Annotated in this window: 21 protein-coding genes, 1 tRNA gene and 1 other RNA gene; 3 read left to right on the top strand and 20 right to left on the bottom strand. The window is 43.1% G+C overall.

Annotated elements, in window-relative coordinates:
- Nucleotides 1–220 precede the first annotated feature (220 nt).
- From NSQ58_RS05935 to NSQ58_RS05910, 6 genes are all read right to left on the bottom strand, one after another.
- Nucleotides 221–895, bottom strand: a complete 675-nt coding sequence (locus tag NSQ58_RS05935) for a hypothetical protein (RefSeq protein ID WP_338533073.1) — start codon at nucleotides 893–895, stop codon at nucleotides 221–223.
- On the bottom strand, nucleotides 895–3,882 hold the full coding sequence (locus NSQ58_RS05930; protein WP_338533072.1) for a contractile injection system protein, VgrG/Pvc8 family: 2,988 nt from the start codon (nucleotides 3,880–3,882) through the stop codon (nucleotides 895–897). The genes NSQ58_RS05935 and NSQ58_RS05930 overlap by 1 nt, the downstream gene beginning before the upstream one ends.
- 498 nt (nucleotides 3,883–4,380) lie before the next feature.
- Complete coding sequence (locus NSQ58_RS05925; RefSeq protein ID WP_338533071.1) at nucleotides 4,381–4,542, bottom strand: IS3 family transposase; 162 nt, start codon at nucleotides 4,540–4,542, stop codon at nucleotides 4,381–4,383.
- 423 nt (nucleotides 4,543–4,965) lie between these two features.
- Nucleotides 4,966–5,055, bottom strand: coding sequence for a JAB domain-containing protein (locus NSQ58_RS05920; protein WP_338533070.1), 90 nt, complete (start codon nucleotides 5,053–5,055; stop codon nucleotides 4,966–4,968).
- Nucleotides 5,056–5,306: 251 nt separating this feature from the next.
- The gene (locus NSQ58_RS05915; RefSeq protein ID WP_338533069.1) at nucleotides 5,307–5,477 is read right to left on the bottom strand and encodes a hypothetical protein; all 171 of its coding nucleotides are present in this window, start codon (nucleotides 5,475–5,477) and stop codon (nucleotides 5,307–5,309) included.
- 319 nt (nucleotides 5,478–5,796) lie between these two features.
- Nucleotides 5,797–7,449 (bottom strand): class I SAM-dependent methyltransferase, encoded by a 1,653-nt coding sequence (locus NSQ58_RS05910; RefSeq protein WP_338533068.1) that lies wholly within the window; start codon nucleotides 7,447–7,449, stop codon nucleotides 5,797–5,799.
- Nucleotides 7,450–7,586: 137 nt separating this feature from the next.
- On the opposite strand from NSQ58_RS05910, the gene NSQ58_RS05905 reads away from it, so the two are divergent.
- Nucleotides 7,587–8,825: a phospholipase D family protein gene (locus NSQ58_RS05905; protein WP_338533067.1), complete on the top strand. Its 1,239-nt coding sequence runs from the start codon at nucleotides 7,587–7,589 to the stop codon at nucleotides 8,823–8,825.
- Nucleotides 8,826–8,988: 163 nt separating this feature from the next.
- Here NSQ58_RS05905 and ssrA read toward each other — a convergent pair.
- From ssrA to NSQ58_RS05855, 10 genes are all read right to left on the bottom strand, one after another.
- Nucleotides 8,989–9,353: a transfer-messenger RNA gene (ssrA, locus tag NSQ58_RS05900) on the bottom strand.
- A gap of 248 nt (nucleotides 9,354–9,601) precedes the next feature.
- Nucleotides 9,602–10,081 (bottom strand): SsrA-binding protein SmpB, encoded by a 480-nt coding sequence (gene smpB / locus NSQ58_RS05895; protein WP_013308270.1) that lies wholly within the window; start codon nucleotides 10,079–10,081, stop codon nucleotides 9,602–9,604.
- 279 nt (nucleotides 10,082–10,360) lie between these two features.
- Nucleotides 10,361–12,985, bottom strand: a complete 2,625-nt coding sequence (gene rnr / locus NSQ58_RS05890; protein ID WP_341057015.1) for a ribonuclease R — start codon at nucleotides 12,983–12,985, stop codon at nucleotides 10,361–10,363.
- 188 nt (nucleotides 12,986–13,173) lie between these two features.
- Nucleotides 13,174–13,407, bottom strand: a complete 234-nt coding sequence (gene secG, locus NSQ58_RS05885) for a preprotein translocase subunit SecG (RefSeq protein ID WP_013308268.1) — start codon at nucleotides 13,405–13,407, stop codon at nucleotides 13,174–13,176.
- A gap of 339 nt (nucleotides 13,408–13,746) precedes the next feature.
- Entirely contained in the window at nucleotides 13,747–15,033 is a 1,287-nt protein-coding gene (eno, locus tag NSQ58_RS05880; protein WP_013308266.1) for a phosphopyruvate hydratase, read from the bottom strand.
- Between the two features lie 63 nt (nucleotides 15,034–15,096).
- Nucleotides 15,097–16,641 carry a 2,3-bisphosphoglycerate-independent phosphoglycerate mutase gene (gene gpmI, locus NSQ58_RS05875; protein WP_028541876.1) on the bottom strand — a complete coding sequence of 515 codons (1,545 nt, stop codon included), beginning with the start codon at nucleotides 16,639–16,641 and terminating at the stop codon, nucleotides 15,097–15,099.
- Nucleotide 16,642: 1 nt separating this feature from the next.
- Entirely contained in the window at nucleotides 16,643–17,395 is a 753-nt protein-coding gene (gene tpiA / locus NSQ58_RS05870; RefSeq protein ID WP_023986490.1) for a triose-phosphate isomerase, read from the bottom strand.
- Nucleotides 17,396–17,454: 59 nt separating this feature from the next.
- Nucleotides 17,455–18,636: a phosphoglycerate kinase gene (locus tag NSQ58_RS05865; RefSeq protein ID WP_023986489.1), complete on the bottom strand. Its 1,182-nt coding sequence runs from the start codon at nucleotides 18,634–18,636 to the stop codon at nucleotides 17,455–17,457.
- Nucleotides 18,637–18,756: 120 nt separating this feature from the next.
- Nucleotides 18,757–19,767, bottom strand: a complete 1,011-nt coding sequence (gene gap / locus NSQ58_RS05860) for a type I glyceraldehyde-3-phosphate dehydrogenase (RefSeq protein ID WP_023986488.1) — start codon at nucleotides 19,765–19,767, stop codon at nucleotides 18,757–18,759.
- A 94-nt stretch (nucleotides 19,768–19,861) separates the two neighbouring features.
- Nucleotides 19,862–20,899, bottom strand: a complete 1,038-nt coding sequence (locus NSQ58_RS05855) for a sugar-binding transcriptional regulator (RefSeq protein WP_023986487.1) — start codon at nucleotides 20,897–20,899, stop codon at nucleotides 19,862–19,864.
- Between the two features lie 269 nt (nucleotides 20,900–21,168).
- Here NSQ58_RS05855 and NSQ58_RS05850 point away from each other — a divergent pair.
- Both NSQ58_RS05850 and clpP read left to right on the top strand, forming a co-directional pair.
- Nucleotides 21,169–21,243 (top strand) — tRNA-Arg (locus NSQ58_RS05850).
- Nucleotides 21,244–21,453: 210 nt separating this feature from the next.
- Nucleotides 21,454–22,050: an ATP-dependent Clp endopeptidase proteolytic subunit ClpP gene (gene clpP / locus NSQ58_RS05845; RefSeq protein WP_013368815.1), complete on the top strand. Its 597-nt coding sequence runs from the start codon at nucleotides 21,454–21,456 to the stop codon at nucleotides 22,048–22,050.
- Between the two features lie 126 nt (nucleotides 22,051–22,176).
- Here clpP and NSQ58_RS05840 read toward each other — a convergent pair whose 3' ends face one another.
- From NSQ58_RS05840 to whiA, 4 genes are all read right to left on the bottom strand, one after another.
- Nucleotides 22,177–23,286, bottom strand: coding sequence for a PdaC/SigV domain-containing protein (locus tag NSQ58_RS05840; protein WP_053324374.1), 1,110 nt, complete (start codon nucleotides 23,284–23,286; stop codon nucleotides 22,177–22,179).
- A gap of 239 nt (nucleotides 23,287–23,525) precedes the next feature.
- Nucleotides 23,526–24,287: an SIMPL domain-containing protein gene (locus tag NSQ58_RS05835; RefSeq protein ID WP_076159786.1), complete on the bottom strand. Its 762-nt coding sequence runs from the start codon at nucleotides 24,285–24,287 to the stop codon at nucleotides 23,526–23,528.
- A gap of 272 nt (nucleotides 24,288–24,559) precedes the next feature.
- Nucleotides 24,560–24,829: an HPr family phosphocarrier protein gene (locus NSQ58_RS05830; protein WP_013368811.1), complete on the bottom strand. Its 270-nt coding sequence runs from the start codon at nucleotides 24,827–24,829 to the stop codon at nucleotides 24,560–24,562.
- A gap of 136 nt (nucleotides 24,830–24,965) precedes the next feature.
- A complete protein-coding gene (gene whiA / locus NSQ58_RS05825) occupies nucleotides 24,966–25,910 on the bottom strand; it encodes a DNA-binding protein WhiA (RefSeq protein WP_061830212.1) in 945 nt (314 codons plus the stop codon).
- Between the last annotated feature and the right edge of the window lie 2 nt (nucleotides 25,911–25,912).

Raw genomic sequence — 25,912 nt, 5'->3', positions numbered from 1 at the left:
TATGTTCATGCAGAATACAATACAAGATATCCTTTTTCTCTTTAAAGGCAAATAATCATTCCCTTTGAACCTCAAAAAGCGACGATACCGACGAAAGCGTCAAACTACGCCAAAGTCAGTACCGTCGCTTATTTATACCTGAAACAATTAGAAGACCACTCATCTTTCTACTGTCGCTTATCACTCAGATAAAGCAGACAATAACATCTACTACCCAGCGTTAATTGCCCCAACGTATTCCAATTTCCCCAAAGGAAGTCTCGCTTTCATTCAATCCCTCAGGATCACTTGTTCCAATCGCTTCAATTTCTTTCTTGGTTAATATTATGTCATTACTTAAATCTTTAATCTTTCTCGTGTATATTGATTTAAGAAGATCAACTTGTTCATCCGTCATCTCATAATAATCCTTCCAAGATTCAACCGCTGAATCATATTCCATTAACTGGCTTTCTAAAAGATAGCCACCATTTAAAACGATTCTTACTACGTTATCTATAGAGATCATGTTATCCTGATCCCCCCAAAAAGCTGTTGTAATAGAGGGTATGGGCACACCATCTTCCCCTTCTTCCAGCAGATACTCCAAAGTTTCATTTTTCGCTAGCTCCAAGACTTCATTGGGTGCTCCTTTAAAAAAATCAATAGCAGTTGTAACATCAGAACGAGTAACATTGTCATTTCGGAATGCTGCAACACAATACTTTTCACTGAATGTAATTGTTGCTCTCCCACCTGTTCCGTCAATAACACTGTAGTTCATTCCATCCCAAGAATGTTCATAGGACAGTTCAGGGTAATGGGCCACCATAATTGCGTGCGCAATAGATGAAAGTATACATCCCTTCCAAAGATCGTGTTTATTCCATCCTTTAGTTATCATTATAGGCTTCATTATGGTCTCCCTTTTTTAGGTTTAGAAGGTGGATTCGCTTTATTGGCTTTCGATGAATCTGAAGGCAAAATATTTGATTTATCTCTGTTTTCTTTACGTGTTAGTACCTGGGCATTACTATAACTGTTACTTCCACCTTTATCTTTGGGGTAAATATGATCAATTTGCCATTCATTCTGATCGGGAGTAACACCTTTTTGGCTTTTTTGTGGCTTAGTAGCAATTTGACCAGATTGATCAGATTTCACCACGCCTCCGTTTTGTTTTCTATTTTCCTCTATAATTTTTTTCTTTTGGGCAGGTGTGAAATTTTTGCCTGGCCCAACATGTTTTGAATCCTCAAGATTGGAATAAGGACCTGATTCTGCGTCCTTGTTTCCTTTATTTTCAGGAACACTCTTTTTCGGTTTCTGTGGTGTTGGCGAGCCCTTACTCGACTTGGTATCAGTGGGCTTAGGAGGGGTCGAGCCCTGCTTGTTTTTTTCTTTAATCATTTTCCAGAGTTCAGCAGAATCTCCTCCTGTATTCGACGCCCCGTGATAGGACATCACACCTCCATGATATATCATACCAGCAGATGCAACGTTCACCAACACACCAGCCGGAGATAATACGACCGATCCATCAAGAAGAAAACCACCTACCTCTCCCCCCGTACCAATCATCATCTCTCCAACTCCAGCTACAGTGCTGAAAACATCTCCTATCACTTCACCTGTTTTACCTGCAATCGGATGTTTTGGGTTGTAGTCAATTTGATGTTTACCATGTGATACACTTCTTAAACCAGCTTGGTATGCTCCTTGAGTAGCATCCCATGCCATTTCACTGCTAATCCGGGTTCCTTCTAACTGTAGTTGTGCGTTCAGTAATTCAGCCTCACCTTGCTTCTCTAATGCTCGTTCCCACCAAGACTGAGATTTCTCTTCTTGCGTTGGCTTTTCTTGTTGTGCCATGTAACTGTCGTAGTTTGCCCTCCAGCGTTGTCTCAACTCGGCGGGAATTTGCTGATAGGCATGAGCCATAGCATTCGATTCTTTCAGTAAGTTTTGAACAAGCTCTAGGGGACCACCGGAATGGGCCACATGACGTGCACTCGTATATACCTTGCCTAAAATCCACTTGCTATAATAGGTTTGTTTCGCTTGCTCATGCTCATACTGACTAATCAATCCTTGAAGCGCCAAACCTGCCAAATGTTTCAACGGATGTACACCCGCTTCTTTAGACGCTCCCAAGGTAGGCGTTCCTTTGCTGCGAACAGGAATCGCTGCGGTTGCTTGTAAAACCGTTGCTGCTACCTTACCTGCTATTCCACCCGATGTATTCAACATCACGTTGGCTACTTTCCCGACTGCTGGAATGGAGCCTAATAGCTTGGATACTGTACCCAGCAAAGCGTTGGCCTGTTGAAGTGCCGCTGGACTTGTAACCTTTGCCGTAGGAGTAGAAGTTGCACTGCTGGAAGAAGCGTTGGCTGCTGCAGTTTGAGCCGCTTCATAGGCTTTAATACTCATCAATGGAGGCTCAGGTACAGGAGGGAGGTCAGCTACGAAAACTGGAGCTTTTACCGTACCTTCCTGATAAATCACTGGGGCTTTGGTATCTGTCTCACCATCCAGCACCATACTGCTGGCTCCACCTTTTAAGTATAGTGCGGTTCCAGCTTCAAGTGATAGTTCCTGACCTGCATCCAGCTTTACATGACCGCCCTGAATCTGTACATTCCCCGGACTGTTGACGGTGATGCCCGTATCCTCATGTAGTGTAATCAAAAACCCATCGGAAATGGACAGGACCAGCTCCTGCTCAGACATTTCTATACCGCTACCTTGTACGTGTTTCCATGTCTTCACATCTGGCTGTCCATTGGCGTGGCGATGCTGTCGCAAGGAATCGGTCACATAGGCTTCCTGTTCACGGTGTGTAGGCAGATACAGCTCCACTTGTTCCCCAACTTCAGGCATGTCGTACCAGCCACTATGTTCTTCCGCGACATAACGGGTAGCTACGGGAAACCAGCAGGCTTTAGCTGGGTCCTGCTTCGGATCAATTTCCAGTTGAAGTTGTACGAAATCCTGTTGTACCTTCAGCACCGTTCCCGTGAGCGAAATCCCGATAGCTTGATCGTTTTCATACCGAGCATACTGAATATCCTGTTCGGCTTGGAGATCATAACGAGTTTGGAGTAAACCGTCCTTTAACTCTGTCACTGCCCGAACAATGACCAGCTCTTTGCCTTGTCCGATAGGTAACGTGATAAAGTCACCCAGTGCATAGTATTGCAGATTTTCAATCGTATAGGTGACATACGCGCCAGCACGTTTCCCCGGGTTCCCTGTATCTAAATCATGAAATGTTTTCCGTACCCTATAAAATACATCTCGCTCCACCTTGTGCTGCTTGCCTTCTGGCATCCCAAAGAAAATCTTAGGTGATGCAGCCGTGATTTCCGGTACAAGTACCGAACCAAAGCGAGAGACAAGACGCTTTAAAAAAGCCCAATCGGTTTCTTCATATTGTAAAACAAAAGCACCTAACTGGGCATAGTTGGTTACGGTATCAATGGCATCTCCATACATGTACTTCCGAACCATTGTAGTGACTAGATCATCATAAGTACGGTGAATATCCTGATAGGAGCGCCTTTTCGTTTTGATATCCATTTGATAGGAATGCGAGGCCGCCTCCAGTTCAAAAGTGTATACTCCCCGTATGCAGTGCACAGACATGCGTGTAATTAACCCATGAAATAAACGTCTAAGCGACTGTCCTTGCTCATCCAACTGACGTATGACAATTGGTTCCTGCTCCATGTCCTGTCCAACACACGCGGCTCCCTGTTCTTCCGACAGCATGCCGCTCACATATAGGAATACATGATCGTTAACGGCCCTGGTAATTCGCAATTGTTCCATATGCTGAGGTTGAAAGGGAGCATATAATCGCAGACTTTCATATCCGATTCCGTTTTGCAATACGTCCAAATGATTTCATATCTCCTTTCCAGCGACACTAGGCACCGTTTCTCAGCTACCTTGTGTGTACATTTACTCGTAGCTACAACATAATTTAAATAGTAAGTTTAAGAGGTTATTTTTAACAGTAAGCCTTTCTTATGTATGTATCGGATAGAATAAAGATTTTGTTTACAGAAAGCCCACACGTTGTGTTATTTTGAATGGTGTGGATTGACAAATGAATCTATGAAGTACCTCAAAATCGTTTTGGCTAGGAAAGAAAATAGATATTATAACTCGGAAGGACCATTCATTACGATTGGTCTTATTTTATTTTAGGAGGTTACGTTGTGCGCATCATTCAAACCCAGCAAGACATCGACTCACTGCAATACTCTCCACTCCCCCCACTTTATTAAAGCACATCCAAGAATACCAGCTTCACAATTCATTCTGGATTGTCAACAGGAAACCTGGACAAGGATTATAAGGGGATCTTTCTTGCTGCTGCCGACGTAAGGCAACCTAACGTTCCGTGGATACGATGTGGTTAAACCAGTTCATGTAGTCACTAAGTTCCAATTCCAACTGCTCAGCGTTCTGAAAGTGCACATGGTTTGCAAACTCTGGTTTAAATACTTTGAACATGGCTTCGGCTACAGCATTGTCATGTTGGCACCCCTTCATGCTCTAAGATCGCTTAATTCCAAACGTACCCAAAACACTGGAGATCGGGGTATTATCAAATTCTTTTCCACGGTCACTGTGAAACATTTGAATTGTATCCAAGCGCAATGAAATACTGGCAATAGTTTTGTGGACCAAGCTGGCTGTCCTTTGAGGGCCACTGCTGTAACCAATAATCTCTCGGTTATAAAGGTTAACAAATAACCACACGTAGTGCCGCTTATTCTACATACGTACGTATGTCAAATCACTCACCCCTACGGCAAAAGGTTGTTTCTGCTCAAATTTGCACTGTAGGATGTTTGTTTCCTTCGACTCATTGGAATCCGTTTTGAAGGGTTTGTATTGAGCGGTGTAGTTCGAGGTAACCCATTTTTTTGTGATATTCCCAATTTTACTCCGTGAAGTTTGTGAACGCTCTCTTCAGCAACTCGAATTTAAAGTCATGATACCTTCTTCAGAGGGTTTAGGGACTCCACGAGGATGATTATGAGCACATATAAGGGAACGCACTGCATATGCTTTATTGTCGCTCCGAATACCTCTCTAGGATGGACGACAGTGCGGTTTAGAGAGCCAATAGAAATAACTTCTTTATGAATTACTTGATTTTTGGTATTTAATAAAAGACAAGTGAATTACTCCTTAGTGGAGAATCGAAATTCTGGTTCCAGCAGATTACAAGCGTCCTTAGGGATACTTATAAAATAAGGATCAGATTCCGGCAGTGTGAGGATGTTAGCTAGTTGAAGAATGAAAATATTTTATTTCGATTTATCGTAGACAATTCCATTAATATGTATTAATTCCCATTCATCAACATTCATAAGTTGGGACATTGTAGGGAATTGTCGAAATAGCTCTTTTATAATTTTCACTTCTTCTGAATCGCTTATGACTATAGATTTTAAATTCTTAACACTTCCCTTTTCCATTCTCTGCGCCTCCTGCTTTTTAATTGTTACAACAAATAGCCGAACTGAATCAAGATCAGTTCGGCTATTTGCTGTACTATATTGTACGAAAAAATAATATATAAATAATGATATTATTAAATACTAACAACAATTAATTCCTGATTTAGAGATGTGTCTTCTTTCATAGTATGCCTCTTTAGCAAATCACCCTATGCGTATTCCTCACCAAAATTACAACGTATCTATCAAAAAAATAAATCCAAAATCATACTACACAGTGATTCATTTATTGCTTTCTCTATATGGGGAGTGTTGAATTCACATTAAAATCAATGAACTATGACTTTTTTTTGCCGCGATTTATTCTTCTCTCACGCAACTTAATCCAAATCCCTCTGAATGATACTACAACTTTCTCAGGAACGTTTAAAAAATCAACTAATATTCTTCGATCCAGCTCAGGGAGCAACCCAGAAATATCATCATTATTACGAATAAATTCTTCTATTAATCCAATTAATTCATCAATTATAGTGTCAGGTATCATAAGATTGAATAGGTTAGGAAGTATAATTTTTTCTGCTTCTCCTGGCAATATCTCAAGCACACCTCCACCATAGCTTCTTCCTTCAATTTCAGTGAAAGCCAAAGCGATGCTATTATAGTGTGCTAAAACTGCCAACTTAGGATTAATGCCATTTTTAAATTTAATCCTATGCATAGTATCAGTACTAACAGCAGCTACCTTATTCAAAACAAATTTGGGATAAAGATAATTTCTTCTTAATAAAAATGCCTCTGGAATCCATATTGATGGCACACGGTACCATCTTTCTCTTATAGAACATTTATAACCTAAATGCTCTTTCCTCTCTTCACCTTCTAGTATATACCTTTTATGGCCCTCCGGGTAATCATCGAAGTTATCTGAGGGAAAGTCTAGTAGAAAGGCTTTGGCTCCCCTATCAATATTATATTTCCATTCAAGCTCATCATAATAAGTACCTCTGATGCTAACGCTTCTAGCAATTAACGGCCTTGTCACTTCCGATAGGTTATATCGCTCTACCGTATCCAAGCTTACACAAAAGAAATCGTTATTCCCGGTAGTTATACCAATATCTACATCCGCTACGTCATCAAATAGCACAAACCTAGAATCACCTTTAATCTGCTGAATCAGTTCATTTTCATTTGCAGTTAGAAAGTAACTTGTCCATTTTGAATTATTATACTCTACATCCATATAATTAATATTTTCAGCATTGAAGTTCTCTGTTAAATCATTAATATTGTTATATTCAAGAAGTTTAATTTGGTGTTCTCCTTCAAATGACGAAATCTTTTCACCTAGAAATACAACCACTTCTTGTTCAACATTAGGAAAAACAAGCTCTTTAAAAGTTATAACAGTTATTTTTTGCAATTTTTGCATCAAGTATGCTCTAAGGCCTTCCGAATATGCGACTTGTAACAGTTCTGCGGGAATTACTAAACCAATCCTTGAATTCTCACTTAGTAAATGGATACTTGCAACTACAAATGAAACCCAAGCATTAATCAATTTATTTGATTTCATGCCACTCGATGTTAATATCAAAGATTGTTCATTTCTTTGTTGCTCCGTAAGATACTGATAGCGAATATATGGGGGATTGCCTATAATCAAATCAAATTGCTGTTTATTCACCATTTCTTCATAAAACATATAAAAATCAGTATTAATTAATTTGAAGTTATTATGATTCAGTATTCTATTTTTAGCCTTTTCTAACTCTTCATTATTAATTTCAATTCCTATGCAATGAAAATCACCATCTATTTTAGAAAGACTCTCAATGAAATTCCCATCACCACAACTCGGTTCCAATACTGATATTGGATACCTACCATTAAAACCCCATCTAGCAATAAAGTCAGTTAATAATTTTGGAGTATAGTATCCTCCACGTAATTTCTCATTAGAAGCATTTTCTTTTAATAGCATCATTATCACCTTTGTGTATTGTAACATATATTCATTTAAAACACTTCAATTACAAGGAAACACACATTCCTATCAATGGAAATAAATTGTTTCTTGCTTTCTTAAGCTTCGATTAACTAAAATAGGAATATAATAATGAGGTGATTAAAATAGTTAAAGTATCTTTTATCATGCAGGGGTTATCAGAACACGTAAATCATTATGACAGTCTTATAAATTTACTCGAATTAGACAATATTACAAAAGTAATAATCAGTACGGCCTTTTTAAGAAGGGGCGGAGTTCTCCTTATAAAAGATAAACTCCTACCACTGATTGAAAAATTAGACTTTTACGTTGGAGTAAGAAATGATATCACATCAGCTCAAGCATTAACAGAGTTGATTAATATGGGAGTACATCCTTATATAGTGGACACAGGTTCGACTGACCTTATATTCCATCCCAAAGTATACCTAGCCATTAGTGATTCTGATGAAGTTGCACGTGCTATTATTGGGAGTGCCAATTTAACTACACGAGGTCTTGCTGGTAATATCGAAGCTAGTGTCATTGTAGATCTTGATCTAGCCGATCATTCTGGTAACACTGACTCTTTGAATGAGATCATTTCTTCTTTCGACAATTTAGTGTTGAATTATCCCAAAAATGTATTTAAGATAAGTAATTTAGACGAAGTTAATCTATTGTTATCTCAAAGCAGAGTTTCTGACGAAAACATTAAATCTCATATTTCGAAACAAGAAGATTTGGAAGCCAACCAAAAAGATGTAACTTCAGAAGTAGAAGACACCGAAATAAAACAAGCAGTCATACCAAGAATAAAACTCAATACGCCAAAAATTGAATTTCAAAGAAAGGGCGAAAAAAGTACTGTCCTACCTGAAGTAGATGATACAGATACTCAAAATGACCCTATCGCGAATGTGGCTCCTTCATTAGTTTTAAAATGGGAAAGCACACCCTTAAATGAGAGAGATCTAAATATTCCAAGTGGTGTTAACACAAATGCTACAGGATCAATGACCTTAAGAAGTGGATCATCAAAGATCTCCAATTTCCAAAGTTATTTTCGCCACGAAGTATTTAATAGTTTAAGTTGGCATCAAAATCCAAGAGCAAACTCTACACACTTACAAATAGCGCGGGCTGACTTCGAAATAATTATTTTGGGAGAAAACTATGGCGTGTTCAATTTGGAGATAAAACATGATCCTAGAACAAATACTTCTTCTTATAAACAAAGAAATGTTATGACACATTTGAAATGGGGGAATGCAAAACATCTTATTAGAAAGGAAAGCCTTCTTGGTTATACCTTAAAAATATATGAAAACCCTCTAGGCTCACCAAGCCCCTTTGTTCTTATAATTGATTAACGTTAAATCATGGGATCAAACTATAAATTGATTCAGTAGGATATTCATAGTCATATTGTCTACAACTATTAGCAAATTATCAACATTTATTAGCTAGTGTCTATACGCCGTCTACATTAAATCATTTTCTAAAGCAAAAACCCGCTCAATGAGCGGGTTTTTTAAATGGAGGCGAGGGGAGTCGAACCCCTGTCCGAAGATAACGACACATAAGCTTCTACGGGTGTAGTGACAGTTTTGATGTCACCCTAGAAACTCCCTGTCACCGGATTCCCTTCGGGTCAGCCTGATTATCTTCTTCAGCTCACCCCAGGCGGAGATGAGACAGCGTATTCCACTATTTGTTAGCCCCTATCCCAGTCACATGGACGATGCTGGGTAGAAGCACGCACACAGTTTCTTAGGCTGCGAAAGCGTAGTTGTTTTGTTGTTTGCCGTTTAATAGGCTTTAGCGTTGATGAAGCGGACGCGTCCCCACTACCCGCTACCCATGCTCGAACTATCCCCGTCGAATCCATAAACGCCCCCTTATTATAAAAGGGCTCCACGGATAAATCCGGAAATACCGGAGCATAAGCATGCATAATATCAAAAGCTGAATTCTAAGATTCAACACTCGAACAAAGTTAAAAGCTTTAAAACTGACTACTTCGTTAGTATAGCATATTACAGGTCATTACGAAACGAAATGAAGCCATTTAAGCCTTATAAAATAGCACCATTACAGGAACAAGTAACTTCTCCACGTAATTTGTACCATACAATAATACAGCAACTTATCTCGCAATTTTCTGTTTCTCACGCAAAGCGCGCTGGATATCACGCTGTGCATCACGTTTAGCGGCAGCATCACGTTTATCATACTGCTTTTTACCTCTACCCAGTCCGAGCAAAAGCTTGGCATAACCATTGCGAACATAAATCTTTAACGGAACAATCGTGTAGCCTTCCTGTTTGGACAATCCGATAAGTTTGCGAATCTGCTCTTTATGCAACAGCAGCTTACGCGTACGGGTCGGATCAGTAGGATTATTACGATTGCCTTGCTCAAAGGGACTGATATGCATATTGTGAATATGAATTTCGCCGTTACGGATCGTAGCAAATGCGTCACTTATATTAGAGCGACCATTCCGTAGAGACTTAATTTCTGTTCCCGTTAGCACCATGCCCGCCTCGTAAGTGTCCTCAATAAAATAGTCATGGGAAGCTTTTTTGTTCTGGGCGAGCACTTTCCCGTCTGCCTTCTTACCCATGAATACCACTCCTTATGAATAACGTAATTCACTCTTGAAACCCAGGCATCAAAATCCGGCTACAAAGAGCCACCTAGAAATATATTGTAACAAATTTCAGATGGTAAAAGCAAGAAAGGTCAAGCCTTATACATTTCTAACTGCACTTATATCACACTTAAAACCAAGCGGCTTCCATCCAATACAGCAGACAGAAACCGCACGTATACCTATGCTTCAAATCAGCTTCATACACTGCAATGAAAGCTCCAGCCTTCAAAGTAAGTAAGCTCTAGCTACCTACTTCTTCTTTTTCCGCACAAAGCCCGCGGTGCTATTGCCGCCACTTCCGCCCTTATTCTTCCGCTTGCGACGTGCTGCGCCTTCACTGTTTGGTCTGGCATCACTACCTGGTGTAGCTGCTCCGCCGATGAAAATACCGCTGGCAGACGTCTTCTTCCGTCGCTTGCTTGCCCCGGATGCTGGCGAGTTATACCCGCCCTTGCCACTGCCAAAGCCGAAGCTGCTAGCTGAGCCGGCTCCAGCTCCGTTTCCACCGCCGCGCCCTGAACGACCTGCGGTGCTAATACCTCCGCCACCTACGCCTGAACCGGCTTCTTTAGGCTTCCCGGCAGCATCACGACCGCCTTTACGCTCCCTGCCAGCCTTGTCTTTACCACCCTTACGTTCGCGCCCTTCATGGGGTTTGCCTTTACCTCGGCCCTCACCACCACGCGCAAAACCTCCGCCCTGTCCTGAACCGCCCGTCCGCTCACGGCGTTGCCGTTGCTTCATATCGACAAGTTCAAAGTCAATTGTGTAATCTTCCATGTTCACACGCGCGACGCGAACCTTAACCTCATCCCCAATGCGGAACACCTTGGAGGTGCGTTCGCCAATCAACGCCATATGCTGCTCGTCAAAGTGATAATAGTCGTCCGTAAGCGCACTCAGACGCGTCAGGCCCTCCACTGTATTGTCCAACTCAATGAACATCCCAAAGCTGGTTACACTGCTGATGATCCCCTCGAATTCCTCGCCGACCTTGTCCAGCATGTATTCAGCCTTTTTCATCTGCTCTGTATCACGTTCTGCATCCACAGCCACACGTTCACGCTCAGAAGATTGCTGCGCAATATCAGGCATACGTGCAGTCAAATATTCCTGACGCTCGGCTGTTAAAGCCCCGCCATTCTCCAATACCTCACGAATGACACGGTGAATCACCAAGTCAGGGTAACGACGAATCGGCGATGTAAAATGAGAGTAATACTCTGCTGCTAGCCCAAAATGTCCTGTCGTTTCCGCATCATACTTTGCCTGCTTCATCGAACGCAGCATCATCGTGCTAAGCACGGTTTGCTCCTTCGTACCCTGAATATCTTCCAGCAACGTTTGCAGTGCACGGGGATGAATGGAATTTCCTCTACCTTTGATCTGATGCCCAAAATTAGCCGCGAAAGCCATAAAGTTTTGCAGCTTCTCCGGATCTGGGTCCTCATGAATCCGGTACAAGAAAGGTACTTTGAGCCAATGGAAATGTTCGGCTACCGTTTCATTGGCCGCCAACATAAACTCTTCAATAATTTGTTCAGCTATCGTACGCTCTCTCTTCACAATATCTACAGCTTTTCCTTCATTATCCACAATCACTTTAGCTTCATCAAAATCAAAATCAACCGCACCTCGGCGCATTCGATTAGCACGCAGCTTCAATGCCAATTCCTTCATCGTGCCGAATACATCAACGAGATCCTTGTACCGTTCCATCAGTTCAGCATCTTCCTCTTCGAGGATTTTGCGAACGTTAGTGTACGTCATCCGTTCCTTCGTTTTAATCACACTGGTGAAAATATCATGCTTTACAACCTTCATATGCTCATTGAATTCCATCTCACAGGATAAAGTCAGTCGATCCACCTGTGGATTCAAAGAACATATTCCGTTCGAAAGTCGATGTGGAAGCATAGGAATGACACGGTCAACCAAATACACGCTACAACCGCGGTTATATGCCTCCTGATCCAGCTTAGAGTTCTCACGCACATAATACCCTACGTCGGCAATATGAACGCCCAGACGGTAGTTCCCGTTCGGCAAGCGCTCTACATTTACAGCATCATCCAGGTCTTTAGCATCCTCACCATCAATGGTAACAATGATCTTATCACGCAAATCGCGCCGTCCCTGACGTACAATCTCTTCTTCCGTAATCGCGTCGGGAGCATTCTCCGCTTCCTCTGTAACTTCATCTGGAAAAGCTTCCGGAAGCTGATGCTTGCGAATAACTGACAAAATGTCGACGCCCGGATCATCCTTATGACCCAAAACTTCCAACACTTCGCCTTCCGCCGCTGCTCGTCCTTCTGGATAGCTCACAATACGCACAACGACCTTTTGACCGTTTACGGCTCCATTGAAGCTTGTTTTTGGAATGAAAATATCCCGGTTAATACGCTTATCATCCGGCAGAACGAAACCATATGCTTCGTGGCTCTGAAACACGCCTACTACTTGAAGCACTGCACGCTTCACGATCCGTACAACTTCACCTTCTAATCGACCGCCCGCAGGTCCCTTCGAGGACACTCTTACCAGTACCGTATCTCCATTCATCGCACTTTTTAAGTCGTTCGCATGAATATATACATCCGGGTGCTCCCGGTCCTCTGGAATCAGAAAGGCAAATCCCTTGGCATGAGCCTGCAAACGCCCACGCTGCAAATCCATCCGTTCCGGCACGCCATAACGGTTTGTGCTGGTCAGCAGGATTTTCCCCTCTTCCTCCAAGGAATTCAAGAGCTTAAGAAATTCACGGAAATCCTCCGCATCCTTAATATCAAAGTGCTGCTCCAGCTCCTGGTAAGTCATGGGTTTGTATGCAGTCTCGCGCATAAAATCGAGTAGTTGTTGCTCTGTTATCATAATATTGTCCACCTCGGGTGACCTTTAATTTTCAGTAATAAATCCGCATGTCCTTGTTCCTGATACAAGGCTCTTAATATACTCATACCCTAGTATACACGAATTTAATCGACGGCATCCCTGCCTGTCCAAAATCTAAAAAAAGCCCCCGTTTCCCGCGAAACGAAGGCTTAAGGTACATATTTATCTTATTTTGCAAAAAATGCAACTAAAACAGAAACGATCATAAAACCCGCACCCAAAACAGCAGTTGCACGTTGTAAAATCAAATCCATACCGCGAGCTTTTGTTTTGCCGAACAGATGCTCAGCACCGCCAGAGATGGCACCGGACAAACCTGCGCTTTTCCCCTTTTGCAGTAAAACAACCGCAATAACAGCAATCGAGAACACAACGAGCAGCACTTTCAAAAAGATTTCCATGAAAAATCCCACCTCCTGAGCTTATACATCTGTTTTGCAAAACAACACAGCCTCTTTTATGAAAACATGTACATATCATGTTATAAATAGCCGGAAATTAACGCAAAACACTATTTTTATTCTACCACAGCTTCCAGTAGATAACAACAGTTATACAAGTCACTCAGCCATTAAGCCTTTGCAAAGTTATGTATTCTCATACACATCCATAATAACAAAAAAACAGACCTGCCCGCGGTGGCGAGTAGGTCTGTTTTTTAATGCGTAAAAGCTTTGAGCGTTCAGACTTCGTGATCATGAACCATGAGTCAGAGGCGCCATCAGCATTTTTGCGCAATATTATTTTTTCAGGTTGTAGAAAGATTTCAGGCCGTGGTATTGAGCCAGTTCACCCAGTTGATCCTCAATGCGGAGCAATTGGTTGTACTTCGCAATACGGTCAGTACGGGAAGGAGCACCTGTTTTAATTTGGCCTGCATTTGTTGCAACAGCGATATCAGCGATTGTGCTGTCTTCGGATTCACCGGAACGGTGAGAGATAACAGCTGTGTATCCTGCGCGTTTAGCCAATTCGATAGCATCGAAAGTTTCAGTCAGCGTACCGATTTGGTTTACTTTGATCAGGATGGAGTTACCGATGTTTTCATCGATACCTTTAGCCAGACGCTCTGTGTTTGTTACGAACAGGTCGTCACCAACCAATTGGATTTTGTTGCCCAATTTTTCAGTGAGCAATTTCCAACCTTCCCAGTCATCTTCGGAGCAACCATCTTCAATAGTGATGATTGGGTATTTATCAACCCAAGAAGCAAGCAGGTCAACGAACTCAGCAGAAGTGAAGGATTTGCCTTCGCCTTCCAAAGTGTATTTTCCATCTTTGAAGAACTCAGTGGAGGCAACGTCCATACCGAGGAATACGTCAACACCTGGTTTGTAACCAGCTTTTTCGATCGCTTCGATAATAGTGGACAGAGCTTCTTCGTTAGATTTGAAGTTAGGAGCAAAACCACCTTCATCACCAACAGCTGTGTTCAAACCTTTGGAGTTCAGTACGGATTTCAGGTTGTGGAAGATTTCTGCGCCTACACGCAGAGCTTCTTTGAATGTAGGAGCGCCTACAGGCAGAACCATGAACTCTTGTACGTCAACGTTATTGTCGGCATGAGCGCCACCGTTAACGATGTTCATCATTGGCACTGGCAATTGTTTAGCATTGAATCCGCCCAGGTAAGTGTACAGTGGCAAGCCCAGAGCTTCAGCAGCAGCGCGAGCTACAGCCATGGATACAGCCAGAATTGCGTTTGCACCCAATTTACCTTTGTTATGTGTACCGTCCAATTTGATCATCAGCGTGTCGATTTCTACTTGGTTCACAGCATCCAAGCCGATTACTTCAGGAGCAATAATTTCGTTCACGTTTTTAACAGCTTGCAGAACGCCTTTACCCAGGTAACGGGATTTATCGTTATCACGAAGCTCTACAGCTTCGTGAGCGCCTGTGGAGGCACCGGAAGGAACGATAGCACTACCGATAGCACCGGATTCCAGATATACTTCAACTTCAACCGTTGGGTTACCACGGGAGTCGAGGACTTCGCGAGCGTACACGTCAGAAATAATAGTCATTTGTACTTAATCTCCTTTGTGAATCATGATTTATTGGTCAAGCCTATACTTATTAAATCAAGCTTACTTGCGGGATGCAATCATAGATTTTCCTGTCATTTCCGCAGGTTGCGGAAGTTGCATCAAATCCAGAAGCGTTGGAGCTACGTCAGCCAGTATTCCATGCTCACGCAAAACGATATTTTCGTCAGTCAAAATGAACGGAACCGGATTAGTTGTGTGAGCTGTGAACGGACGTCCCTGCTCATCAATTTCCATATCCGCGTTACCATGGTCAGCAATGATAATAACCACGCCGCCTTTGGCTTTAACCGCATCTACAACACGTCCAACACATTCATCCGTCGTCTCTACCGCCTTAATTGTTGGCTCCAGCATACCGGAGTGTCCAACCATATCCGGATTGGCAAAGTTCAGGATAATCGCATCATGCTTGTCGGCTTCGATTTCCTTAACAGCAGCATCCGCTACTTCATACGCACTCATTTCCGGCTGCAAGTCATATGTAGCCACTTTAGGCGAGTTGATCAAAATACGAGTTTCGCCAGGAAGCTCCACATCACGTCCGCCACTGAAAAAGAAAGTAACGTGCGGATATTTTTCAGTCTCAGCAATACGCAATTGCTTTTTGTTGTTTTGAACCAACACTTCACCAAACGTGTTATCCAGGTTTTTCGGTTCGTAAGCTACAAAGCCTTCAACCGTTTCGCTGAACAACGTCAGGCAAACAAAGTGCAAATCTTTAGGCAATTTCGGGCCACGGTCAAAACCACGGAAGTCCGCGTTTGTAAATACCTGAGACAGTTGAATCGCACGGTCAGGACGGAAATTGAGGAAGATAACAGAGTCATTGCTTTCGACCAGCCCTACAGGACTTCCGTCAGCCTTCACAATAACCGTTGGCTCCACAAATTCGTCGAACACTGATTTTTCATACGATTCTTTCAATGCTTCCATTGGATCTGTGTATTGAGGGCCTTCTCCGTATACGATTGCACGGTAAGATTTCTCCACACGTTCCCAACGTTTGTCGCGGTCCATAGCATAATAGCGTCCTTGTACAGTCGCAATTTTGCCTACGCCCACTTCTTGAATTTTGGCGATCAGTTGCTGCATGAAGCCTACGCCGCTGTCAGGCATAACGTCGCGTCCATCCATGAAAGCATGAATGTACACTTCAGTTAAGCCTTCTTTTTTCGCCAAGTCCAGCATAGCGAACAGATGGCTGATATGGCTATGCACGCCGCCGTCAGACAACAGTCCGTACAGGTGAAGTTTCGTGTTGTTCTTCTTAGCATGTTGCACTGCTTTAACCAGTGTTTCATTGTCGTAGAACTCGCCGTCACGAATGGACTTCGAAATACGAGTCAAGTCTTGATATACAATTCGGCCTGCGCCGATGTTCAAGTGACCTACTTCGGAGTTACCCATTTGTCCTTCAGGCAGACCCACTGCTTCGCCAGAAGCCGTCAGCGTTGTATGAGGATACTGTTGTAAATACCGGTCGTAATTCGGTTTGTTGGCCTGCGCAACCGCATTACCTTCTACGGTGTCACGCAATCCGAACCCGTCCATAATAATTAAAGCTACCGGTTTTGGTGCTGTCATCTTACTTCGCCCCCTCAACAAGCGCGATGTACGACGCCGGTTGAAGACTGGCACCGCCCACAAGCGCGCCGTCGATATCGCTTTGACCCAGGTACTCAGTAACATTTTCAGGTTTTACACTGCCACCATACTGAATACGTACAGCATTTGCTGTATTTTCATCATACAGCTCTTTAATCAGACTACGGATATAGGAAATCACTTCATTCGCATCCTGCGAAGTGGAGGATTTGCCTGTTCCGATGGCCCAGATTGGCTCATAAGCAACAACTACTTGTGCAGCCTGATCCTTAGCCAAACCAGCAAAAGCTGCTACAGTTTGCACTTTTACAACCTCTTTAGTTTGTCCAGCTTCACGATCTTCCAGCTTTTCGCCTACACATACGATTGGAGTCAGGTCATGACGGAATGCCGCATGAACCTTTTTGTTCACCGTTTCGTCTGTTTCATTAAAATATTCACGACGCTCGGAGTGTCCGATCACAACGTAGTCTACGCCCAGATCTTTCAGCATTCCACCGCTAATTTCACCTGTAAATGCACCATCTTCTGCAAAATGCAGGTTTTGTGCGCCAATTTTAATAGACGTGCCTTTTACTGCTTCAACCAGAGCAGGAAGATTCGTAAATGGTGCGCAAATCACGCTTTCCACTCCTGCAACCTCTGCTTTGCCTTTGATCTCTTCGATGAAAGTTTTAGCTTCTGGTACGGTTTTAAACATCTTCCAGTTACCCGCGATAATCGGTGTTCTCAATGGTTTCAACTCCTAACTATTAGGTGCCCTAAAGCTTTATTCACGCATAGTGCGTTTGATTATTTATCGTTCAGTGCAACAACACCCGGAAGTGCTTTGCCTTCCATAAATTCCAGAGATGCGCCGCCGCCAGTGGAGATATGATCCATTTTGTCAGCCAAGTGGAATTTTTCAGCCGCAGCCGCAGAATCACCGCCACCAATGATGGTGTATGCTTCTGTTGTTGCGCAAGCTTCCGCTACTTCACGAGTACCACCAGCGAAAGGTTCGATTTCAAATACACCCATTGGTCCATTCCAAACAACCAATTTGGAGTTTTTGATCACATCTGCATAGATTTTACGTGTTTTCGGTCCGATATCCACGCCTTCCCAATCTGAAGGAATGCCGTCGATATCCACAATGTTTGTGTTCGCCGTAGCGCTGAAATCGTCAGATACAACAATATCAACCGGAAGGTAGAAGTTTTTGCCGAGCTTCTTCGCTTTTTCGATAAATCCAAGAGCTACGTCCAGTTTGGATTCATCCAGTAGGGATTGACCCACTTCATGACCTTGAGCTTTGAAGAATGTATAAGCCAAACCACCGCCAATGATTACGTTATCTGCAATGTTCAGCAGGTTGTCAATCACGTCGATTTTGTCTTTTACCTTGGAACCGCCGATAATGGCTGTAAAAGGACGATCTGGGTTTGAAAGAGCTTTACCGATTACAGACAATTCTTTCTCCATCAGCAAGCCGGAAACAGCCGGAAGAAGATGCGCGATACCTTCTGTGGAAGCATGAGCACGGTGTGCTGCACCAAATGCGTCATTCACGAAAACGTCGGCCAATTCAGCAAATTGCTTCGCCAATTCAGGATCATTCTTTTCTTCCCCTGCATAGAAACGTACATTTTCAAGCAACAGCACGTCGCCGTTTTGCAGTTCAGCCACTTTCGCTTTAACAGCTTCGCCTACCGATTCGTCCACTTTAACTACTGGTTTTTTCAGCAGCTCAGACAAACGTACGCCAACAGGAGTCAGACGCATGGATTCAACAACCTGACCTTTTGGACGTCCAAAGTGACTCGCCAAAATAACTTTTGCACCTTTTTCAATCAGGTAGTTAATGGTTGGCAAGGTTTCACGAATACGCTTGTCATCCGTAATTTTACCGTCCTCAACCGGAACGTTAAAATCTACACGAACAAACACCCGTTTTCCATTCAGTTCTATATCACGTACGCTCTTTTTGTTCATCTCCATATTCCTCCGCACCCTTATAATTTTACGAATCAGGAATTCAAGGCACATTTGATATATAAAGAGCGGAAACAATAACCTGTTTCCGCTCTATGATGTTGCTCAATAAGACTGTTCTTATTTAGCCAGTTTTGCGAAGTATTCCAACGTGCGGATCAATTGTGCAGTGTAAGACATTTCATTGTCATACCAAGCTACAGTTTTCACCAGTTGTTTGTCGCCAACAGTCAGAACTTTAGTTTGAGTTGCATCAAACAAAGAACCGAAAGTAAGACCTTTGATGTCGGAAGAAACGATTTGATCTTCAGTGTATCCATAAGTTTCAGGATCGGATGCTTCTTTCATCGCAGCGTTGATTTCTTCAGCAGTTACGTTTTTCTCCAGAACTGTTACCAGCTCAGTCAGGGAACCTGTAGGTACTGGAACACGTTGAGCCGCGCCATCCAATTTACCTTTCAACTCAGGGATAACCAAACCGATTGCTTTAGCAGCACCAGTTGTGTTAGGGATGATGTTTTCAGCTGCTGCACGAGCACGACGGAAGTCACCTTTAGCATGTGGAGCATCCAAAGTGTTTTGGTCGCCAGTGTAAGCATGAATTGTAGTCATCAAACCTTCAACGATACCAAATTTATCTTGCAGTGTTTTAGCCATAGGAGCCAGGCAGTTTGTTGTGCAAGAAGCACCGGAGATTACAGTTTCAGTTCCGTCCAGAATTTCATGGTTTACGTTGTAAACGACAGTTTTCATGTCGCCAGTAGCTGGAGCGGAGATAACAACTTTTTTAGCGCCGCCTTTCAAATGTTTCTCAGCAGCTTCTTTAGTTGTGAAGAAACCTGTACATTCCAGAACGATGTCTACACCCAGGTCTCCCCAAGGCAGTTCTTCAGGGTTGCGGTTAGCCAAAACTTTAACTTCTTTACCGTTTACTTTGAAGAAGCCGTCATGTACTTCTACTTGTCCTTGGAAATTACCTTGTGTTGTATCATATTTCAACAAATGTGCCAACATTTTGGAATCTGTCAAGTCATTGATTGCTACTACTTCAATACCTTCCACGTTTTGAATCCGGCGGAAAGCAAGGCGTCCAATACGTCCGAAACCGTTAATACCAACTTTAACTGTCATGAGTGAGTTCCTCCCAAAGTTCGTTTAGTTTAGTTTTATATATTCAAGACAGACCCGAAAGCCCGTCAAGACAACACTATTCATAAATCCTATATTAATCATTTAAATAACGACTTACAATCTCAACAGCAGCGCCTTCGTCGGTGACTAGAATGTCCTCTTGCCCGAAACGCAGTACCGCATGAATAGCGGCCGCCTTGTTTTTGCCTCCAGCTACACCTAGAACCGTATCGGTACGCCTAATGTCCTCCAATCGGAGTCCAAGCGTCAGCATTCTGTGAACAACGACGCCATCTTCGTTAAAGTAATAACCAAACGATTCGGCTACCGCTCCTTCACTGCTGATCTGGGCAAAGGTTTCGGGATCAAGTTTACGTCTATGTGCCATCGCTATGGCGTTGCCTATCCCGTGAATGATGATACGACTCTCGCGAATCAGGTTCAATATATCCTGAATGTTCGTATCTTCAAGCAAGGAGTTGTAAGCATGATTGCTGAGCAAATCCGGTACATGGAGCAGACGGTATTGAGCGCCTACCTTGCGAGCCATTGTGGAAGCAATTGTGTTGGCCTGCATTTCCATGCTTTCTCCCAAACCCCCGCGTGCCGGTACAAACCACCCACCCTTAAGTGGGCCATTAGAAGGTAGTGCCAGTTGTTCCGCCACGTCGGCAATTGTCGTGCCACCTGTTACAGCGACCACATCCTCGTCGTCCATAACACTCAGCAACGCTTTTGCTCCAGCGCGCCCCAGCTCCTGCTTTGTTAACGGAGAAGCATCCGAATCCCCTGGAACGACAACCACCTTCCTCAAACCATAGGCTTGACGAATCTGGTCCTCCAATTGGGACAGGCCGAACAAGTTGTTCGCAATCGGCTCCAGCTGTTCCAGCAGATCCAGTCCTGCTTTGCTCACCTTCATGCCTACACTCTCAATCTCAATTAGCCCCTGAGCTTTAAGAAGATCGGTTTCGGCGCGCAACACGCGCTCAGTCATGTTCAGTGAAGCTGCCAGTGTTCTGCGTCCAACAACATCGGACAGCATAATCTGATGCAGGATCGTGTACCTTTTTTTCAAAACATCCATGAGGTCGGGCAGAAGCTGCTTCTGTATTTCTAATATCTTTCGCATGCTTTCCACTCCCGCACACTTCTAAGTTCTGTCTCTAATGCTCTATCTCTAACTGGTCTCAAAACGTCCCGGGATAACTTTTTAAGTCCCACGTATATCTTAACCAATATTTGCTCCATATGCAAGTCTATCTGAACCTATATTTCTCAACCATTTATCTGAATATGCGCATTTAATAAAAGCTTGCAATTCACTGCTGTATATCATATAATCATCTTTGTTTCCAATTAGCTGTTTAATTAGTTAGTTGTTTGCATTGAATCAACTATGCGCCCGTGGTCCAACGGATATGACGTAGGCCTCCGGAGCCTGAGATCGAGGTTCGATTCCTCGCGGGCGCGCCATTTTAAATGAACGCTTAGATGCTTCTATATAATGTTTTAACCAATAAGAGCGCTGAGGGCTCTTTTTTTTAATCATTAGTTTGACTTTCTTTGACTTTTTGTTTGAAATTGTTTATCATGTGGTTATTACGGTAACAGTTTATAAATAAGGGACGTGTAATCGGCATGTCCACCAAATCCACTAACGATATTTAAGGGAGGTTTTTTGACGTGAGCTATGTTCCTATGGTAGTAGAACAAAGTAACCGCGGCGAACGCGCCTATGACATTTATTCCAGACTGTTAAAGGATCGCATTATTTTGTTAGGCTCGGACGTCAATGACGTTGTAGCCAACTCTATAATTGCGCAAATGCTGTTTTTGGCTGCCGAAGATCCTGAAAAAGATATTCACTTGTATATTAACAGCCCTGGCGGTTCCATTACAGCTGGTATGGCCATTTTCGATACGATGCAATACATTAAACCTGACGTATCTACGATTTGCGTAGGTATGGCGGCTTCCATGGGCGCGTTTTTGCTGAATGCAGGCGCCAAAGGTAAACGTTTCGCTTTGCCAAACAGTGAAATTATGATTCACCAACCCCTGGGTGGTGCACAAGGTCAGGCAACGGATATCGAAATCCGCGCACGCCGCATTCTGAAAATGCGTGATAAACTGAACCGCATTCTCGCAGATCGCACAGGCCAACCACTGGAGCGCATTGAAAAAGATACAGACCGTGACTACTTCATGTCTGCTGATGATGCCAAGGAATACGGTATTATTGATAAAGTGCTAACTAGCTCCTCTCCAGAAGGTGTATAAGAGAAGAAATTTACCTCTTTCGATAACTGGTAAATGAAAAAGCTGCTCCGGATGTCCTTATCCGGTAGGCAGCTTTTTTGCTTTATTGTTTTTTAGGTTATAGACAATTGGACTTATTTATTTCTACTATTCATTCTGTCCCGCAAAAGGCTTTCCACCTTGAGGCAGCAGTTGACCGAACGAGTAGGTGAACTCAGGAATTCCATACGCGTATGGCGCATAATCATACAAATCAAACACGATTGTTACTCCACTGTTCGTCACATAAAAATTCTGATCTGCCGCCAGCTCTTTAAATTTGCCGAATCCTTCGCCAGCCTGAAGTGCATCGATTTTTTTCTTCAAATCAGCATTGAGGAACTTTTTGTAGTTCGGATTTGCCTTCAATACGTCAGACAATTGCTGCAGTTTACCATCAGCTAGCGAAAACGTATATCCTTTACGTGCCGTCATGCCATGTGCGCCACCCGTATACGAGTAGTCCTGCATAATCACACTCAGAATACCATCTTTGTTATAGGCAATCGCAAAATCATTTCCAAACTCATACGGTCTTTCTGTTGTAGCCTCTCCCTCAGCCATCATCTTTTTGCCTGCTGCCAATATACCTTCTGCATGCTTTTTAAGCACATTGTTAATGGCCTGTTGAGCCTCAGAATTCAGCTGGCTACCGCTGATTTGCGGGTACTTAATCTTGTAGGACACCTTCGCACTACTCGAAGCTGGAAGTGTTTGAGACGCAATTGTAATCGGATTTAGCTGGCTTTTACTCAGCGTTACTGTTTTCTGAGCTGCATTCCATTGAGCATCTATGCCCAGATAGTCTTTCAGCAAACTCATAGGAATGTATAGCTTCCCAGCGATCTGTTTGGCATCCATACTACGTGTATTGATTCCATTGACGTTGACGTAGGCATCCGAGGAAGAAGCCATAATGTAAAGTTTATTGTACCCGCTACCTACGGTATATGTCGCTGTTTTCGCATCATAGCTTACTGGAATCCCCAAGCTGTCGCGCAGTGCGGCCACCGGAATCATTGTACTCCCGTTCACTTGGACACCTTTAGCGGGCAACGTTTTACCATTCCATTGGATGGTGATTCCTGGTTGCTGTGTTGTCGCTTGCTGCTGTTTCGTCGATGCTGCCTGGATATAGGAAACGGGAACAGCTGTGACTCCTGCGAAAATCCCTGCCGCCAGCAGTGCTGAACCCCATTTTTTTGCATGCTTACTCATATTAAATATTCCTCCTGTTAATGATCTGTATTGTCTATGTGTGATAACTACTTTTATTATTATATCTATACCCTATTGTATGTAGTTTACAATCTGTACACTCTCCGATTTCAATATGTACACCTAATAACCCTTAGCTATGACAGACTCATTACAAAAAGGTTTCGGTATACAAAAAAAGCCAGCAAGCCAGCCTGCACATGATGCAGGCCGCTTGTGGCTTCGTTTGATGATCTATATTAGTTCATTTCGTATTGAGCCGACACCTGAACTTTCACTGTTACTTGCCCCGATTGTATCTCTGTCCCGCCACCTGCTACGTCCAAGAGCGATTTTGACATGGCATTTTCACGTTGTGTAAAGATTTGTGCTTCTCCGCCATCTACCGTCACACTCACAAGGACACCTAACCCTCGTTTGGCTGCCTTAGCTACAGCACTGGCTTTAGATTGTGCGCTTCCCAATGCCTTAGTAATGGCTTCTTCTTCATAAGTCGAAGGATCTTCCACGGAAAAACGTACATTATCTACGTTATTGGCTCCGGACTTGGTCGCCTCATCCAACAACTGACCGATTTTATCCAAATCGCGGTATTTGACGGAAAGTGTATGGTTGGCAGTGTAGCCTTTGAGCTTCTGCCCTTCTTTTTCGTTATAGGTGTAGTTAGGCTGTACATAAAACTGGCTGGTCTGAATGTCATCTGCGCTAATGCTCCACTTTTCTTTCAGCAGTTGTGTAACCTTGTTCAATTTTGTAGCATTGGCTTTTTGAGCAGCAGCTGCCGTATTCCCTTCCGATTGTACACCGATAGAGAGATAAGCAATATCGGGCTTCGCCAATACTTCCCCGCTTCCAGTCACATTAATTACACCGTTTACCGTCGAAGCTGTTGACGCAGCATAAGCACGATCTGCCCCCGTCCATAATCCGCCTGCTACTCCCCCTGCCATTAATGCTCCTGCGAGAACTGCCGTGGCTACTGTTTTTGTCCAAAGTCTCATTGAATTCAACCTCTTTCTTGAAAATGTTTGTACCTTCCAGACGGAAAAGACGGAAAAAGGTTGCAGCCAAGCGTACAAATTTCCGAAACAGAGCATGACCACGGGGATTTTAATTATTTATAGTTTGAACTTAATACAGTCTCTATATTCAACAAATCCATCCATAAAACAGTTAACGGAGGAGTTTTCGAAGACTTTTTTCTGGATACAAAAAAAGCCCCAAAGGGGCTTTTCACTAAGAGCATACACCATATCACAAAGCAAATCTTTGTTTATTGATTTTCCAGCTCTACCTTACTAACCAGACTTACTAAAGCGTTTACAGCCTGTTCGGCGTCCGCACCTTCAGCACTAATATTGATTTCAGTACCTGTACTGATGGCAAGACTCATAATACCCATGATGCTCTTGGCATTAACCTTTTTGTCTTCTTTTTCCACAAAAATCTCAGATGAATATTTATTCGCTTCCTGTACGAACAACGCAGCAGGTCTGGCGTGCAGTCCTGTTTTCAAGCGTACGACTACCGGATGTTTTGACATGTCAGCTTACCCCCTCATCAAATAAATCTGGACACTACTTACTCCATTTTATTTATCACATTATAACATTAACCCGGGACAGACACTAGAAAAAAAACTAAAAAAACCGGGGCTGAAAGCCCCACGGACATTCTTTTTACGGAATCAGGCCATTTTCGCCCCTGATTTTGTCAGCCATCTCATCAATTTTGCGAAGCCGATGATTTACACCCGATTTACTCACGACCCCTTTGAGCATTTCCCCGACTTCTTTTAAATTCAAATCGGGATGAGCGAGACGAATTTCTGCCACTTCACGCAGTTTATCCGGCAAGGTCTCCAAACCAACTTCCCTCTCCAGCAACTTTATATTCTCAATTTGCCGGACAGCAGCTCCAATCGTCTTGTTCAAATTAGCCGTTTCACAATTGACAATGCGATTTACGGAATTGCGCATATCGCGCATAATGCGTACATCTTCAAATTTGAACAAGGCTTGATGCGCCCCAATGATGCTAAGCAGCTCAATGATCTTCTCGCCTTCCTTGATGTAGAGAATAAAACCTTTTTTTCGCTCAATACAGCGAGCATTTAGGTGAAACTCATTCGCAAGATCAACGAGTGCCTGACAATGCTCCTCATACATCGAAGAAATTTCAAGGTGGTAAGACGATCCTTCAGGATTGTTGACAGAGCCACCTGCCATAAAGGCGCCCCGCAAATAAGCCCTCTTACAACAGTTTTTCCGAACGATATCCCGATTAATCCCGTCAGTGAATAAGAAACCTTCTGTGACGATATAAAGATCCTTTAGCAGTTGCTGCACACCATTGGGAATACGGACAATGTACACATTATTTTTTTTCAAGCGCATTTTTTTCCGTACAAGCAGTTCGATATGGAGTTGAAAATGCTTCTTGATCAAGGAGTAAATCCGCCTTGCAATCGCGGCATTTTCTGTGGACACGTCCAATATCACCCTTTTATTCGACAGTTGTACGGATCCGAGCATACGTATAAGTGCAGATAGTTCCGCTTTCTCACAGCAGGACTGGCTTTCAATCATCGTAAGCTCTTTTTTCGTTTGTGCCGCAAAGGACAAGG

Source organism: Paenibacillus sp. FSL M7-0134, assembly GCF_038007865.1.
Taxonomy (GTDB): Bacteria; Bacillota; Bacilli; order Paenibacillales; family Paenibacillaceae; genus Paenibacillus; species Paenibacillus polymyxa_B.
Note: the sequence above shows the minus strand (reverse complement) of the source record. Positions and strands in the feature narration are given on the sequence as shown.